Origin of the sequence: Streptomyces sp. XY006 (genome assembly GCF_002237655.1) — a bacterium.
Lineage (GTDB): Bacteria > Actinomycetota > Actinomycetes > Streptomycetales > Streptomycetaceae > Streptomyces > Streptomyces levis.
Genome location: NZ_NOKT01000020.1, coordinates 81,210 through 94,557, shown reverse-complemented (window position 1 = coordinate 94,557; position 13,348 = coordinate 81,210). Strand labels below are relative to the sequence as shown.

General features: G+C 73.5%; 16 protein-coding genes. 9 read left to right on the top strand and 7 right to left on the bottom strand.

Annotated features, from left to right (window positions below; all coding sequences use genetic code 11):
• Positions 1–3: 3 nt before the first annotated feature.
• Together CHR28_RS23410 and CHR28_RS23405 are read right to left on the bottom strand one after the other, a co-directional pair.
• On the bottom strand, positions 4–600 hold the full coding sequence (locus CHR28_RS23410) for a TetR/AcrR family transcriptional regulator (protein WP_094055651.1): 597 nt from the start codon (positions 598–600) through the stop codon (positions 4–6).
• A 72-nt stretch (positions 601–672) separates the two neighbouring features.
• The gene (locus CHR28_RS23405) at positions 673–1,212 is read right to left on the bottom strand and encodes a DUF2269 family protein (protein ID WP_094055650.1); all 540 of its coding nucleotides are present in this window, start codon (positions 1,210–1,212) and stop codon (positions 673–675) included.
• 113 nt (positions 1,213–1,325) lie between these two features.
• Between CHR28_RS23405 and CHR28_RS23400 the strand changes: the two genes are divergently transcribed.
• The 5 genes from CHR28_RS23400 to CHR28_RS23380 all read left to right on the top strand — a co-directional run bounded on the left by CHR28_RS23400 (position 1,326) and on the right by CHR28_RS23380 (position 4,253).
• On the top strand, positions 1,326–1,985 hold the full coding sequence (locus tag CHR28_RS23400) for a class I SAM-dependent DNA methyltransferase (RefSeq protein WP_094055649.1): 660 nt from the start codon (positions 1,326–1,328) through the stop codon (positions 1,983–1,985).
• A gap of 1 nt (position 1,986) precedes the next feature.
• Positions 1,987–2,274, top strand: coding sequence for a VOC family protein (locus CHR28_RS23395; RefSeq protein WP_256984359.1), 288 nt, complete (start codon positions 1,987–1,989; stop codon positions 2,272–2,274).
• A 99-nt stretch (positions 2,275–2,373) separates the two neighbouring features.
• Positions 2,374–3,060 (top strand): helix-turn-helix domain-containing protein, encoded by a 687-nt coding sequence (locus CHR28_RS23390; RefSeq protein WP_094055648.1) that lies wholly within the window; start codon positions 2,374–2,376, stop codon positions 3,058–3,060.
• 81 nt (positions 3,061–3,141) lie between these two features.
• Entirely contained in the window at positions 3,142–3,816 is a 675-nt protein-coding gene (locus CHR28_RS23385) for a hypothetical protein (RefSeq protein ID WP_094055647.1), read from the top strand.
• Positions 3,817–3,920: 104 nt separating this feature from the next.
• Complete coding sequence (locus tag CHR28_RS23380) at positions 3,921–4,253, top strand: DUF2516 family protein (protein ID WP_179272540.1); 333 nt, start codon at positions 3,921–3,923, stop codon at positions 4,251–4,253.
• Positions 4,254–4,348: 95 nt separating this feature from the next.
• On the opposite strand, the gene CHR28_RS23375 is transcribed toward CHR28_RS23380, so the two are convergent.
• From CHR28_RS23375 to CHR28_RS23360, 4 genes are all read right to left on the bottom strand, one after another.
• On the bottom strand, positions 4,349–5,698 hold the full coding sequence (locus tag CHR28_RS23375) for a PP2C family protein-serine/threonine phosphatase (protein WP_094055646.1): 1,350 nt from the start codon (positions 5,696–5,698) through the stop codon (positions 4,349–4,351).
• Between the two features lie 332 nt (positions 5,699–6,030).
• Positions 6,031–7,113, bottom strand: a complete 1,083-nt coding sequence (locus CHR28_RS23370; protein ID WP_094055645.1) for a C40 family peptidase — start codon at positions 7,111–7,113, stop codon at positions 6,031–6,033.
• A gap of 456 nt (positions 7,114–7,569) precedes the next feature.
• Complete coding sequence (locus tag CHR28_RS23365) at positions 7,570–8,388, bottom strand: class I SAM-dependent methyltransferase (RefSeq protein WP_179272537.1); 819 nt, start codon at positions 8,386–8,388, stop codon at positions 7,570–7,572.
• A 94-nt stretch (positions 8,389–8,482) separates the two neighbouring features.
• A complete protein-coding gene (locus tag CHR28_RS23360; RefSeq protein WP_094055644.1) occupies positions 8,483–8,908 on the bottom strand; it encodes a CPCC family cysteine-rich protein in 426 nt (141 codons plus the stop codon).
• A gap of 159 nt (positions 8,909–9,067) precedes the next feature.
• On the opposite strand from CHR28_RS23360, the gene mshA reads away from it, so the two are divergent.
• Together mshA and CHR28_RS23350 are read left to right on the top strand one after the other, a co-directional pair.
• Entirely contained in the window at positions 9,068–10,405 is a 1,338-nt protein-coding gene (gene mshA / locus CHR28_RS23355; RefSeq protein ID WP_179272536.1) for a D-inositol-3-phosphate glycosyltransferase, read from the top strand.
• A complete protein-coding gene (locus tag CHR28_RS23350; RefSeq protein ID WP_094055642.1) occupies positions 10,398–10,910 on the top strand; it encodes a YbjN domain-containing protein in 513 nt (170 codons plus the stop codon). The genes mshA and CHR28_RS23350 overlap by 8 nt, the downstream gene beginning before the upstream one ends.
• Positions 10,911–11,023: 113 nt before the next feature.
• Here the strand turns inward: CHR28_RS23350 and CHR28_RS23345 are convergent, their stop codons facing one another.
• A complete protein-coding gene (locus CHR28_RS23345; protein WP_094055641.1) occupies positions 11,024–11,842 on the bottom strand; it encodes a helix-turn-helix domain-containing protein in 819 nt (272 codons plus the stop codon).
• A 49-nt stretch (positions 11,843–11,891) separates the two neighbouring features.
• Between CHR28_RS23345 and CHR28_RS23340 the strand changes: the two genes are divergently transcribed.
• A complete protein-coding gene (locus tag CHR28_RS23340) occupies positions 11,892–12,338 on the top strand; it encodes a DUF2000 domain-containing protein (RefSeq protein WP_094055640.1) in 447 nt (148 codons plus the stop codon).
• 244 nt (positions 12,339–12,582) lie between these two features.
• Positions 12,583–13,302, top strand: coding sequence for a YqeB family protein (locus CHR28_RS23335; protein ID WP_094055639.1), 720 nt, complete (start codon positions 12,583–12,585; stop codon positions 13,300–13,302).
• Positions 13,303–13,348 lie beyond the last annotated feature (46 nt).

The window sequence follows — 13,348 nt, the reverse complement described above, 5'->3', positions numbered from 1 at the left end:
GTGTCAGCCTCGGGGGTCCGTAGGGGGTTCGCCCGGTGCGGGCCAGTTGCGCAGCAGCGTGTCGAGGGCGTCGAGGATCCGCGCCCAGGTGACGTCGGTGTCGGGGGCGCTGTGGCTGAACCCGCCGCCCAGCTCCAGGCTGACGTAGCCGTGGAAGACGCTGCCCAGCAGCCGGACGGCGTGGGTCTGGTCGGGTTCCGTCAGGTCGTAGCCGCGCAGCAGGGCCCGGGTCATCCGGGCGTGCCGGACGCCGGCGCTCGCGGCGGCCGTCTCGGGGTCCAGCCGCAGCTGGGCGGCGGCGTAGCGGCCGGGGTGCTCCCGGGCGTAGTCGCGGTAGACGTTCGCGAGGGCGGCCAGCGCGTCCTTGCCGGACCGTCCGGCCAGGGCCTCGGCGGCGCGGTCGGCGAGTTCGGTGAGCGCGAGCAGGGCGATCCGGGTCTTGAGGTCCTGGGAGTTCTTGACGTGCGAGTACAGGCTCGCGACCTTGACGTCGAACCGCCGGGCCAGTGCCGAGACGGTGACCTGGTCGAAGCCCACCTCGTCGGCGAGTTCCGCCCCGGCCCGGGTCAGTCGCTCCGGGGTCAGTCCTGCGCGTGCCATATGACGCTCCCTCCTGCCTGCCGAAAACGATTGTGCACTTGCCTAACATCTTTAGGCAAGTGGCAATGTTCTTTAGGCCTGCTGTCGGGGTCGTGTCGCGAGCGCTCGCAGCCTCCTTCCCCGCCGGGTCGGTCCCCATGGCTTCAGGACGGAGATCGCGGTCATGAAGACGTAGGCGGACAGCGAGACGACCGGTCCGAACAGCACGTCCCCGGCGTCGGGCAGCGGCCCGCCCGCGGCGACGGCGCTGACGGCCGCGTGCACGCCGGGGCGCAGGGCGAACGCCGTGGCGGTGGTGGTGGCGAGGGTCAGCCAGAACTTCGTGACGACCCACCGGTGCCGCGCCAGCCCCCACGGGGTGCCGAGGGACAGCACCAGACCGCTGAGGAGGGTCAGGAACGCGACGGGCAGCAGCAGCCAGTCGGCGAACAGCCGCATGGCGCGTACGGAGGTCTCCATGGTCACGGCGGAACCGGTCGTCGCGGCGGTGACGCCGAGCGCGAGCAGCCCGAGCGTGAGCCCGAGCCAGCTCGCGGAGGCGAGGACATGCACGACGAGCACGCCCCGCCGCCCGACCCGCCCGAGCCGCGGTTTCGAGGTGTTGGTCTTCACCCGCCCCACGCTGCCGGTCCCCGACCGCTGCGGCGTCTGCCGGCGGGAGCAACCCGGGGTACTGCCACGGGCGTACGGCCGAAGTGTCAGCGCCCGGCGACTAGCGTCTCGGCATGACCGACCCCTCCTATCTCACCGAGGTCCGGGAGTCGTACGACACCGTGGCCGCGGAGTACGCCCGGCGCGTGAGCGAACCGGCCGGACTGGACCCGGTGTCCCGCGCCATGCTCGCCGCCTTCGCCGAACTCGCCCGGCCCCTGGGGCCGGTCGCCGACCTGGGCTGCGGCCCCGGCAAGGTGACGGCCCACCTGTCCGCCCTCGGAGTGCGGGCGTTCGGCGTCGACCTCTCACCGCGCATGGTCGAACTGGCCCGGGCGGCCCACCCGGAGCTCCGCTTCACCACCGGCTCGATGACGGCCCTGGACATCGGCAGCGGCGAGCTCGGCGGCATCCTCGCCCACTACGCCACGCACCACACCCCGCCCCGCCATCTGCCCACCGTCTTCGCCGAGTTCCACCGCACCCTCGCGCCCGGCGGCGTGCTCATGCTGGCCGGCCACGTGGGCGACGGCGAGCACCTGCGCCCGACCCGGGCCTACGGCGACCACCCGGTGTCCTACGCGTCGTACCTGCTCCCGCCGGACCGCATCGCCGGCCTGCTGGAGGAGGCCGGGCTGGTGGTCACGACGCGGGTGGTGCAGGAACCGGAGGGCGGCTCCGGGAGACGGTCGGGCACGTTTCTGGCGTACAGGCCGAGGAGTTGCGGCAGTTAGCGTGTGCTCGCCAAGACGGACATGCCACCTCCGGGCGGATCGGCGGAACCTCACCCTCGGTTTCCAGCGGGTCGACGGACACCGCCCGCCCAGCTGGCCCGACCCGGCGGTGCCCCAGCAACTGCACTGCTGCTTCCGGGTCGAGGACCTGGACCGGGCCGAGGCCCGGCTGCTGGAGCTGGGCGCGGGCAGGCCGGACCGGCAGCCGAACGCGGAGAAGTGGCGCGTCCTGACCGATCCTGCCGGGCATCCCTTCTGCATCGTCGGGGTACCAGCCCGGACGGCGTGACACCCGGGAGCCTGCGCGGCGAGCGGCCGGCCGGGTGGTGTGGCGCACTTTTGCAAGCGGGTGCTTGCAATAGTTAGCGCGGTGCTGCACTGTGGAGTCATGGCATCGCTCAACGTCGGCAATCTCGGTGACTACCTCCGCGAGCAGCGGCGCAACGCGCAGCTGTCGCTGCGGCAGCTCGCCGACGCCGCCGGGGTGTCCAATCCGTACCTGAGCCAGATCGAGCGCGGGCTGCGCAAGCCGAGCGCGGAGGTGCTGCAGCAGGTCGCCAAGGCCCTGCGGATCTCCGCCGAGACGCTGTACGTCCGCGCCGGGATCCTCGACGCCGAGCGGGACCGGGACGAGGTGGAGACCCGCGCGGTCATCCTCGCCGATCCCACGCTGAACGAGCGGCAGAAGCAGGTGCTGCTGCAGATCTACGAGTCGTTCCGCAAGGAGAACGGGTTCGGGAGCTCGGATGGCGTGGTGGCCGCGGACGGTGTGGTGGCCGCGACCGGCGCGGTGACCGTGGATGGCGTCGTGGCCGTGGACGGCGCCGGGGCCGTGGACGGAGTCTCGCGCGGGGACGCCTCCGGTGCCGGTACCGGGATACGCCGGCCCCGCACGGCCGACGGCGGCGACCGGACCGTGGAGTTCCCCGCCGACGGCGACAGTGACGGCGACGGGTCCGCCCCCGCCACGCCGGTCCGCCGCACCCGCAAGACCGACGGCGGCACGCCCGCCACCCGCCGCACCCGCAAGGGCGCCGGCGGCAGCGACACCGATCCGCGGCGGACGGCCGGCTGAGCCGGACCAGGGCACCGGCCACCGCCGCGGATCACCAACCCTCAGCCGAACCCTCAGACAGAATCCGGGAGGACCATCACCATGGCCATCACCGACGACCTGCGCAAGACCCTCAGCGACCCGACCCCGCTCTACTTCGCGGCGGGCACCGCCGACCTCGCCCTTCAGCAGGCCAAGAAGGTGCCGGCCCTGGTCGAGCAGCTGCGGTCCGAGGCGCCGGCCCGGTTCGACGCCGTGCGCAACACCGACACCAAGGCCGTCCAGGAGAAGGCCTCCGCCCGGGCCAAGGAGGCCTCCGCCCGCGTCAAGGAGACGCAGGAGAACCTGCAGAACAAGGTCACGGAGTTCATCGGCTCCTTCGACGTCAAGAAGATCGGCAGCACGATCGACGCGGACCTGAAGAAGTTCGGCGAGAGCGCCCAGGACCTCGCGCTGCGCGGCGTCGGCGTGGCCGCCGAGTACGCCGTCAAGGCCCGCGAGACCTACGAGAAGGTCGCCGAGCACGGCGAGAAGGCCGTCCGCACCTGGCGCGGCGAGGCCGCCGACGGCATCGAGGACGTCGCCGAGAGCGTCGAGGAGCTGGCGATCGCGGTCGAGCCGAAGCCCGAGCCGGTCAAGGTCGCGGAGGAGCCGGCGAAGCCCGCCGAGGTCATCGCCTCCGAGGCCAAGGCCGCCGCGGCGAAGAAGGCCCCGGCCAAGAAGGCCCCGGCGCGCAAGACCGGCACCGCCAAGAAGACGACGCCCCCGGCGAAGTAACCGGAGGCCGACGCGGGCCGGGCACCCTGGGGGTGCCCGGCCCGTTGTACGGGTACGGTGACCGCAGTAGGGACGAGCCGAGTCGGGTGGTGGACGTTGTGCTGATGCAGGGCTTCGCAGGGTTTATGTGGCTTCTGAGCATGGCCCTGATCGTTTTCAGCGGCTTCGCCCTCCTGGACGCCGCCGTGCGCCGGGAGGACGCCTACCGCGCGGCCGACAAGAAGACCAAGCCGTTCTGGCTGATCATCCTCGGGATCGCCTTCGTGGTGAACCTGCTCTTCCCGATCCTGTCGTTCCTGCCGATCATCGGCCTCATCGCGACGATCGTGTACATGGTCGACGTACGCCCGGCGATCCGCGCCCTCCCGGGCGGCGGCCGCAGCAGCCGCGGCTCCAGCAGCGACGGCCCGTACGGCCCGTACAACGGCGGCCGCTAGACCACGCCGGGCAGAGCGGAATCCCGGCTACGGCACCCGGCTCGGCAGGGTGGAGCCCCGGCTAACGCACCCGGATCCGCAGGGCGGAGTCCCGGCTACGGCACCCGGTCCAGCAGCAGTACCGCCACGTCGTCCGTCAGCTCGCCGCCGTTGAGGTCGCGTACCTCGTTCACCGCCGCCTGCAGCAGCCGCTCGCCGCGCAGTCCCTCGGCGAACTGGCGGCGGACCATCTCGGTCATGCCCTCCTGGCCCAGCCGCTCCCCGCCCTCGCCGACGCGGCCCTCGATCAGACCGTCGGTGTAGAGCATCAGGCTCCACTCGGCGCCCAGCTCCACCTGCATCCGCGGCCAGCGCGCCCCCGGCAGCAGCCCGAGCGCCGGGCCGTTGTTGTCGTACGGCAGCAGCCGGGCCGGCCGGCCGGGGCCGGCCAGCAGCGGGGAGGGGTGGCCCGCCAGGCACAGTCCGGCTCGGCGGCCGTCCGGCGCGATGTCCACCGTGCACAGGGTCGCGAAGATCTCGTCGTCGGCCCGCTCGTGCTCCAGCACCTGCTGCAGCGTGCCCAGCAGCTGATCGCCGCACAGGCCCGCCAGCGTCAGCGCACGCCACGCGATCCGCAGCTCCACACCGAGGGCGGCCTCGTCCGGGCCATGGCCGCAGACGTCACCGATCATGGCGTGCACCGTGCCGTCCGGCGTGCGCACGACGTCGTAGAAGTCACCGCCGAGCAGGGCGCGCGAGCGGCCCGGGCGGTAGCGGGCGGCGAAGCGCAGCGAGGAGCCCTCCAGCAGCGGGGTCGGCAGCAGGCCGCGCTCCAGTCGGCGGTTCTCCTGCGCGCGCAGCTTGCCCTCGGCGAGCCGGCGCTCGGCCGACTCGGAGCGCTTGCGCTCCACCGCGTAGCGGATCGCGCGGCTCAGCAGCCGGCCGTCCAGCTCGTCGCGGAAAAGGTAGTCCTGGGCGCCCACGCGCACCGCCTCCGCGCCGCGCTCGGCGTCGCCCGACGCGGTCAGCGCCAGGACGGCGTGCCGGGGGGCGAGCTCCAGCACGTGCCGGAGCACGGCGAGCTCGTCGTCGGAGTCGCTGCGGCCGGGCGCGGACAGCGCGAGGTCCAGCAGGATGCAGTGGACGTCGTCGGTCAGCAGCCGCTCGGCCTCCGTGAGGTTGCGGGCCGTGCGGACGCGGATCGGCTTGCCGGCCTGGTCGAGCATGTCCGGCACGATCGGTGAGCCCGCCGGGTCGTCCTCGATCAGCAGCAGCGTCAGGTTGGTGTGGGCGGGGTGGTGCTCCACCTTGTCCGTGGTGTTTCCGGCGGTGTCCGGGGTGCGCGGGGTCTGCGCCGAGGCGTCCGTCAGGGAGTCCTCGGCGGAGCCGCCGCATGCGGACGCGGCCTGCGCCTGACCACTCTCCGCGGCCGGGATGGCTCTCTGCCGCGGTATGGGTACGGGCATTGTCTTGGGTTCCTTCCCTCCCCCCGAGGGCATGGCGGGGGCGAGGGACCTCGACCCACCGACCGGGACCATAGCGGGTGTCGGCGCCGCATTGGAATGGTGTGAGCCACGCCGCTGTGCCATCGGCCAGTGTCATATGCCGCGATATGGCCCCGCAGTTGGACAGGGGTGGGATGCCGCGGGGATGACGAACGTCACGTCGGCGCGCTGTCGGTGCGGGTGTTCGGCGTGGGGTGGGTCACGTGTCGCAGGTCACCGCGGGTTTCGGTGGTCCGCCGCCGGTGCCCGGCGTCCGATGCCCGGCGTCCGATATCCGGTGTGCGGTGGGCGATTCAGCCGGCGTCCGGCCGGACCACTCCGAGGATCGGCATGGATCCCGCCCCGGCGATGGTGACCGTCCGGCCCGGCCGCGGGGCGTGCACGATCGCCCCGTCGCCGATGTACATCGCGACGTGGCTGGCGTCGTCGAAGTAGATGATGAGGTCGCCGGGCCGCATCTGCCGGACGTCGATGCGCCGCAGCTGCTTCCACTGCTCCTGCGACGTGCGCGGTATGCCGCGTCCGGCGCTGATCCAGGCCTGTGAGGTCAGGCCCGAGCAGTCGTAGCTCTTCGGACCCTCGGCGCCCCACTGGTACGGCTTGCCGACCTGGGCCGTGGCGTACTGGACGGCCTTCTTGCCCTGCTCGGAGGCCTTGCCGTCGATCTCGGCGAGGATGCCGGAGTCCAGCCAGGCGGTCTGGGCCTCGTCCGCGGCCTCCTGCTCCAGCTCGGCGAGGCGCTCCTGCTCCTCCGCGCGCAGCTCGGACTCCAGCTTCTCGGCCTGCGCGATCTGCTTCTCGATCTTCTTCTGGGCGGCGGCCTTGGCCTTGCGGCCCGCCTCCAGCTTCTTCCACTGCGCGGAGGCGTCCTTGGCGTACTGCTCCAAGTCCTGCTGTGTGCGCGTCAGTTCACCGAGCAGGCCCTTGGTCGCGTGGTGGCCCTGGCGGACGCGGCCCGTGCCGTCGAGGAACTCCTGCGGGTCGTCGCTGAGCATCAGGCGGGCCTCGGGCGGGAGCCCGCCGCCGCGGTACTGGGCGGCGGCAGCGGCGCCCGCGCGCTTCCTGAGCTGCTCCAGCCGCTCCTTGCCCTTGACGATCTTCTTGGCCAGCTTGACGATCTCGGCGGACTGCCGGTCGGCCTTCTCCTCGGCGGCGTTGTACTCGTCGGTGGCGCGGGCCGCCGCGCGGTAGAGCTTGTCGAGCTTCTCGCGGACGGCTTCCAGGTCCGGGCCGGGCGTGCGGGCCGGGCTCGCGGTGGAGGTCGGTTCGGGGTCGGGGTGGGGACTCGCGAATGCCGTGCCCGGCGCTGCCAGCACCGTGATCGCGCAGACCACGGCCACGGCCGTCGCGATCAGGCCACGCTTGCCCGTTCCCATATGTCGTCCCCCAACTGATTAACCGTCAGTAACATGCGGTTCGCCAGGGATGCTGCCATGCCGGCGGGCAAAACGACAGAGGGAGTACTTCCCGCCACTCCCGCCCCGTCATGCCCCCGCCCCGCGATCTCCCCCCGTGTGTGACGAACGACTCACCACGATCGTTCCCTCGTGCCGGAGACGCCCGGCCAGGGCCCCTTCGCGTCCGAGCGGGTGTCGAGGTGTCGAAGGCGCCGGGTCAGGGCCCCTTCGCTCCCAGCGGGTGTCGGAGACGCCGCCGGCCCGGGTCCCTTCGCGTCCGAGCGGGTGTCGGAGACGCCGCCGGCCCGGGTCCCTTCGGGTCCGAGCGGGTGTCAAAGGCGCCGTCGGCCCGGCTGCCTTCGCACCCGAGCGGGTGTCAAAGGCGCCGGGTCAGGGCCCCTTCGCGCCCAAGCGCCCGCACCCGTCGGGGAGTCCTCACCCGCGCGGCGCCAACGCCCCCCACCGGAGCGTCACTTCGCCCTGCCGCCAGCGCGCCGGGCTGTCCACCACCGGCCAGTCGGCCGTCAGGTCACGCACCGCCCGGATCCAGCGCTGGCGGGCGCCGTAGGAGGCGTAGGGCGCGGCGGCCGCCCAGGCGCGGTCGAAGTCGCGCAGGAAGGCGTGCACGGGCTCGCCCGGGACGTTGCGGTGGATGAGCGCCTTCGGCAGGCGCTCGGCCAGGTCGGAGGGGCGGGCCAGGGAGCCGAGCCGGGTCGCGAAGGTGACCGTGCGGGGCCCCTCCGGGCCGAGCGCGACCCACACGTGCCGGCGTCCGATCTCGTCGCAGGTCCCCTCGACCAGCAGCCCGCCGCGCGAGCCGGTCGCGGGATCGGCCGGGGCGAGGCGCCCGCACAGCCGCTTCCACACGGCCGCGACCTGGTCCTCCTCGTACTGCCGCAGCACGTTCGCCGCGCGGACGAGCAGGGGCCGCTGCGGGATCGGGAGCTCGAAGCCGCCGTGCCGGAAGACCAGCCCCGCCCGCTCGTAGGGCAGCGCCGCCGCGACCCGGGCCGGCTCGATCTCGATCCCCACGACCCGCGCGCGTGGCGCCACCGTGCGCAGACGCTGCAGCAGCTCGACGGCGGTCCAGGGGGCGGCGCCGTACCCCAGGTCCACGGCCACGGGGTCGGCGGCGCGGCGCAGCTCGGCGCCGTGCGTGGCCGCGATCCAGCGGTCCATGCGGCGCAGCCGGTTCGGGTTGGTCGTCCCGCGCGTCACCGTTCCCAGGGGGCGGGTGGCGGCGCGGGCGGTCATGCCTACGAGGGTATGCGGCCCGGGGCCCGCTCTTGCCCTCCCGGGCCCATCGGGCGCCGGCCCTCCCGGGCCCGGGGCGCAGGCCTGCTCGGGCCTACGGGTCGTCCTGCCGGGGCGCGAGGTGCCGTCGCCAGTAGGTGGGGCGCCAGTAGTACAGGGTGGTGAGGTCCTCGGGCATGGGGTCGCGGGCCGGTCCCCGCTCGAACGGGTCCCTGGCCGGGTCGGCGGGCCGGAAGCCGGGATCCAGCGGCTCGTCCTGACGCGGTGGCCGTACGTGGCGCCGCATCTCCTCCGTCACGGCACCGGTCCGCCGGTAGTTCGCCTGCGCCTCGACCAGGCTGAGTCCGTGGTTGGGGCCGCCGCCGGCGGTGGGGAAGCGGAGCTGGAAGGGGTCCTCCTCCCAGAAGCAGACCGGGCAGATCTCGTAGGCCCACAGCTCGCCGAGGGTCCGGTGGCCGCAGCACGGGCAGGGGAGCAGCTCCTCGGGCGGGGGCGCGGGGTGCGGTGGGGGCACTGGCATGCCCGTGATCGTAAGGCGTCGAACGGTTGAGCGACCGGCGGTAATGATTCGGTAAAACTCGCGAACCGGGAAATGGAGCGACTTCCTCCGGTGTTGGACCACGTCGGAGGGCACCGTGCGCCCTGCGAAAGGCATGCCCTGAGCGAGGAGGAACGCCACGTGAGCCAGTACATCGGCAGGCTCGGGCGGCGCTCGGCGTCCACGCCCGCGCGTCTGCGGCTGCACCGCAGGCCCCGCCGCGTCGCCATGCTCTCCGTGCACACCTCCCCGCTCCACCAGCCGGGCACCGGCGACGCCGGCGGCATGAACGTCTACATCGTGGAGCTCGCGCAGCGCCTCGCCGCGATCAACATCGAGGTCGAGATCTTCACGCGCGCGACCGCCGCCGCCCTGCCGCCCACCGTCGAACTGGCCCCCGGCGTGCTCGTCCGGCACGTCGACGCCGGACCCTACGAGGGCCTCAACAAGGAGGACCTGCCCGCCCAGCTGTGCGCCTTCACGCACGGCGTGATGCAGGCCTGGGCCGGCCATCGCCCCGGCCACTACGACCTGGTGCACTCCCACTACTGGCTCTCCGGCCACGTCGGCTGGCTCGCCGCCCAGCGCTGGGGCGTCCCGCTGGTGCACGCCATGCACACCATGGCCAAGGTCAAGAACGCCAACCTCGCCGACGGCGACACCCCCGAGCCCGCCGCCCGCGTCATCGGCGAGACCCAGATCGTCGACGCCGCCGACCGCCTCATCGCCAACACCACCGAAGAGGCCGACGAACTCGTCCGGCACTACGCGGCCGACCCCGGCAAGGTCGCCGTGGTCCACCCCGGCGTGAACCTGCGCCGCTTCTCGCCCGCCGACGGCCGCGCCGCCGCCCGGGCCCGCCTCGGCCTTCCCCAGGACGCCCTCATCCCGCTCTTCGCGGGCCGCATCCAGCCCCTGAAGGCCCCCGACGTGCTGCTGCGCGCCGTGGCCGTCCTCCTCGACGAGCGCCCCGAGCTGCGCTCGCGCATCCTCGTGCCCGTCGTCGGCGGCCCCAGCGGCAGCGGACTCGCCAAGCCCGAGGGCCTGCAGAAGCTCGCCGCCCGCCTCGGCATCGCGGACGTCGTACGGTTCCGCCCGCCGGTCGGCCAGGAGCAGCTCGCGGACTGGTTCCGCGCCGCCTCCGTCCTGGTCATGCCCTCCTACAGCGAGTCCTTCGGGCTGGTCGCCATAGAGGCCCAGGCGGCCGGCACCCCCGTGCTCGCGGCGGCGGTCGGCGGCCTGCCGGTCGCCGTGCGCGACGGCCACACCGGCTTCCTCGTCCGCGGCCACAACCCGGCCGACTACGCGCGCGTGCTGGGCGCCTTCGCCGACGACCCGCACCTGACGCCCCGGCTCGGCGAGCAGGCCGCCCGGCACGCCCAGTCCTTCGGCTGGGACACCGCCGCCGCCGCCACCGCCGACGTCTACACGGCCGCCGTGGCGGCGCACCGCCGTCGCGTACGCTCGCTGCATGGGTGAATCCGATCTGGAACAGCGTGCGGCACAGGTCATCGAGGGAGTGCTGAAGGACGCCGGCCTGGAGTGGGAGAGTCCCCAGCCGGGCACCTACGTCGCGCAACTCCCGGGCACCCGCAAGCTGAAGACGACCGTCTCCCTGATCGTCGGCCGCCACTCCCTGTCGCTGAACGCCTTCGTCATCCGCCACCCCGACGAGAACGAACAGGGCGTCCACCGCTGGCTGCTGGAGCGCAACCTCAAGCTGTACGGCGTGAGTTACGCCGTCGACCGGCACGGCGACGTCTACGTCACCGGCCGCCTCTCCCTGCCCGCCGTCACCGCCGAGGAGATCGACCGCCTGCTCGGCCAGGTCCTGGAGGCCGCCGACGGCAGCTTCAACACCCTGCTGGAACTCGGCTTCGCCTCGGCCATCCGCAAGGAGTACGAGTGGCGGGTGTCCCGGGGCGAGTCCACGCGCAACCTCGACGCCTTCGCACACCTGACGCAGCGCCCGGAGCGGTCCTAGGGCGCCGGCCGGAGCGGTCCTAGGGCGCCCGCCCGGAGCGGTCCTAGGGCGTCGCCCGGAGTGGCACTAGGGCGCCAGCCGGAGCGGTCCTAGGGCGCCCGCCCGGAGCGACCCTAGGGCGCCGCCCGGTAGCGCCCGGGCGGTACCCCCACCAGCTTCCGGAAGTGCCGGGTGAGATGGGACTGGTCGTAGAACCCGGTCGCCACCGCGACCTCGCCCGGTGGTCGCCCTTCGAGCAGCAGGCGGCGGGCGCGGCCCACGCGCAGGGACGTCAGGTACTGGTGCGGGGCGATGCCGTAGGCGGTGCTGAAGGCCCGGACGAGATGCGCGGGGTGGGCTCCCACGAGCCCGGCGGCCTCCCGCAGCCCGACGCCCTCGACGACCCGCTCGTCCAGCAGCTCGCGCAGCCGCCGGGCGAGGACCGGATCGGCGGGACGGGCCCGGCCGGTCTCCCCCCGCAGATGGTCGCGCAGCCGCTCCCCGATGAACGTCAGCCTGCTCTCGGCCTCCAGTTCCTCACCGGGCCGGGCCAGCGCGCCGTGCACCTGCCCGACGCGCCGCCGCAGCAGCGGGTCGCGCAGATCGGGCCGGTCGACGGCGGCGCCGATGAGCTCGTCGCCGAGATACGTCGCGTCCAGGTACAGCACCCGCTTGCGGAAGCCCTCCTCGGTGACGGGCGAGCCGTTGTGCGGCACGTGCGGCGGCAGCAGCGACACGGTGTCGTGCGGCGTGCCGTGCTCGTGCCGGTCGAGGTCGTACCGTACGGCGCCGGTGTCGACGATCAGCAGCGTCCAGGCGTCGTGGACGTGCATCGGATAGGCGTACGCGGTGAACCGGGCGTGGAAGACCTCGACGACACCCGGGACGGCCGGCCGCCAGGCGGAGACGATCCGCTGCCGGTCCGGGGTCGTGCGGGCGGGCTGTGAGGCCATGCAAAGAACGTACAAGACCCGGTCCGGGACGGCCGGGCACGCTCGCATCATGAACACGATCACCGAACCCGCCGGGGCGGAGCCGATCCGCTTCGACACGAAGATCGCCGTGCTGCTGCGCGCCGACCTGGAGCCCTGGCAGCGCCTCAACGTCACGTCGTTCCTGGTCAGCGGCTTGGGAACGCAGATCCCCGAGGTGATCGGCGCACCGTACGAGGACGCGGACGGCGTGCCGTACCTGCCCATGTTCCGCCAGCCGGTGCTGGTCTTCGAGGCCACGAAGGAGACCCTCACGACGGCGCACACCCGGGCCCTGTCCCGCTCCCTGCCCCGCTCGGTCTTCACCTCCGACCTCTTCGCGACGGGCAACGACCGCGACAACCGGGCGGCCGTACGCGCGGTGCCGACGGCGGAACTGGACCTGGTGGGGCTCGCGGTGTACGGCCCGAAGAACGCGGTGGACAAGGTGGTGAAGGGGGCGCGCATGCACCCGTGAACGGGTGGTCGCGGGCGGGGTGGCGACCGAAGGTGCGTGCGCGGGCGGGGCGGCGATCGAAGGTGCGTGCGCGGGCGGGGCGGCGATCGAAGGTGCGTGCGCGGGCGGGGCGGCGATCGAAGGTGCGTGCGCGGGCGGGGCGGCGATCGAAGGTGCGTGCGCGGGCGGGGTGGCGACCAAAGTCGTGGGCCGGTAGACCAACGGCCGATGACGCGGCGGCGGCCGCCCGCCCAGACTCGGTGCCATGGAGGAAGCCGGGAACGTACCCCTGCACAAGAGCCCCGCGCCGCGGACGGACCAGGCCGCCGAACTCAGCGAACCGGCCTGGGTCGTCGTCCTCGTCTGCGTCGCCTGTGGTGCCGTCGCCGGCGCGCTGCTGCCGTTCCTCGCGCGGCTGTTGCTGTCCCTGCCGTGGGCTCCGCTCAAGGGCCCGGCCGATCTGCTGACCTCGGTCCCGGAACCCGCCCTCACCCTCGGCACGGTCGCGGTGGGCGCGCTCGGCGGTCTGCTGCTCGGCTTCACGGCGGTCCACGAGTCCCTGTCGGTCCGCGTCACCGCCACCCACCTGGCCCTGACGATCAGGGACCGCACCCAGGAGTTCCCCCGCGAGCGGATCGACGTCCTCTTCCGGGACGGCAAGCAGCTCGTCGCCCTCGCCCCGAGCGGCCTGGAACTGGCCCGCGAACCCTGCGGCCTGCCCTGGCGCCGGCTCGCCGACACGCTCACCGCGTACGGCTGGAGCTGGGCCGAACAGGCCCCCTACCAGGCGGACTTCCGCCGCTGGGTCCCCGGCACGCCCGGCCTGCCGCCCGGCGCGGACGCGCTGCTGCGGGCCCGGGCCCTGGCCCGCGCCCGGAAGGACGGCGGGGCCGACGCCCGGGAGCTGCGCGGGGAGTTGCTGCGGCTGGGCGTGGTCGTGCGGGACGAGGACGAGCGGCAGTACTGGCGGGTCGTCGGCGGCTGACGAGTCTCAGTGCTGCCGGGTTGTCGGCGGCTGACGAGCGGCAGTA

What these genes read in the sequence shown, in the direction of transcription:
- CHR28_RS23410 (WP_094055651.1), bottom strand. Translation starts at nt 600, where the DNA reads ATGGCACGCGCAGGACTGACCCCGGAGCGACTGACCCGGGCCGGGGCG.
- CHR28_RS23400 (WP_094055649.1), top strand. Translation starts at nt 1,326, where the DNA reads ATGACCGACCCCTCCTATCTCACCGAGGTCCGGGAGTCGTACGACACC.
- CHR28_RS23390 (WP_094055648.1), top strand. Translation starts at nt 2,374, where the DNA reads ATGGCATCGCTCAACGTCGGCAATCTCGGTGACTACCTCCGCGAGCAG.
- CHR28_RS23385 (WP_094055647.1), top strand. Translation starts at nt 3,142, where the DNA reads ATGGCCATCACCGACGACCTGCGCAAGACCCTCAGCGACCCGACCCCG.
- CHR28_RS23380 (WP_179272540.1), top strand. Translation starts at nt 3,921, where the DNA reads ATGCAGGGCTTCGCAGGGTTTATGTGGCTTCTGAGCATGGCCCTGATC.
- CHR28_RS23375 (WP_094055646.1), bottom strand. Translation starts at nt 5,698, where the DNA reads ATGCCCGTACCCATACCGCGGCAGAGAGCCATCCCGGCCGCGGAGAGT.
- CHR28_RS23370 (WP_094055645.1), bottom strand. Translation starts at nt 7,113, where the DNA reads ATGGGAACGGGCAAGCGTGGCCTGATCGCGACGGCCGTGGCCGTGGTC.
- CHR28_RS23365 (WP_179272537.1), bottom strand. Translation starts at nt 8,388, where the DNA reads ATGACCGCCCGCGCCGCCACCCGCCCCCTGGGAACGGTGACGCGCGGG.
- CHR28_RS23360 (WP_094055644.1), bottom strand. Translation starts at nt 8,908, where the DNA reads ATGCCAGTGCCCCCACCGCACCCCGCGCCCCCGCCCGAGGAGCTGCTC.
- CHR28_RS23350 (WP_094055642.1), top strand. Translation starts at nt 10,398, where the DNA reads ATGGGTGAATCCGATCTGGAACAGCGTGCGGCACAGGTCATCGAGGGA.
- CHR28_RS23345 (WP_094055641.1), bottom strand. Translation starts at nt 11,842, where the DNA reads ATGGCCTCACAGCCCGCCCGCACGACCCCGGACCGGCAGCGGATCGTC.
- CHR28_RS23340 (WP_094055640.1), top strand. Translation starts at nt 11,892, where the DNA reads ATGAACACGATCACCGAACCCGCCGGGGCGGAGCCGATCCGCTTCGAC.
- CHR28_RS23335 (WP_094055639.1), top strand. Translation starts at nt 12,583, where the DNA reads ATGGAGGAAGCCGGGAACGTACCCCTGCACAAGAGCCCCGCGCCGCGG.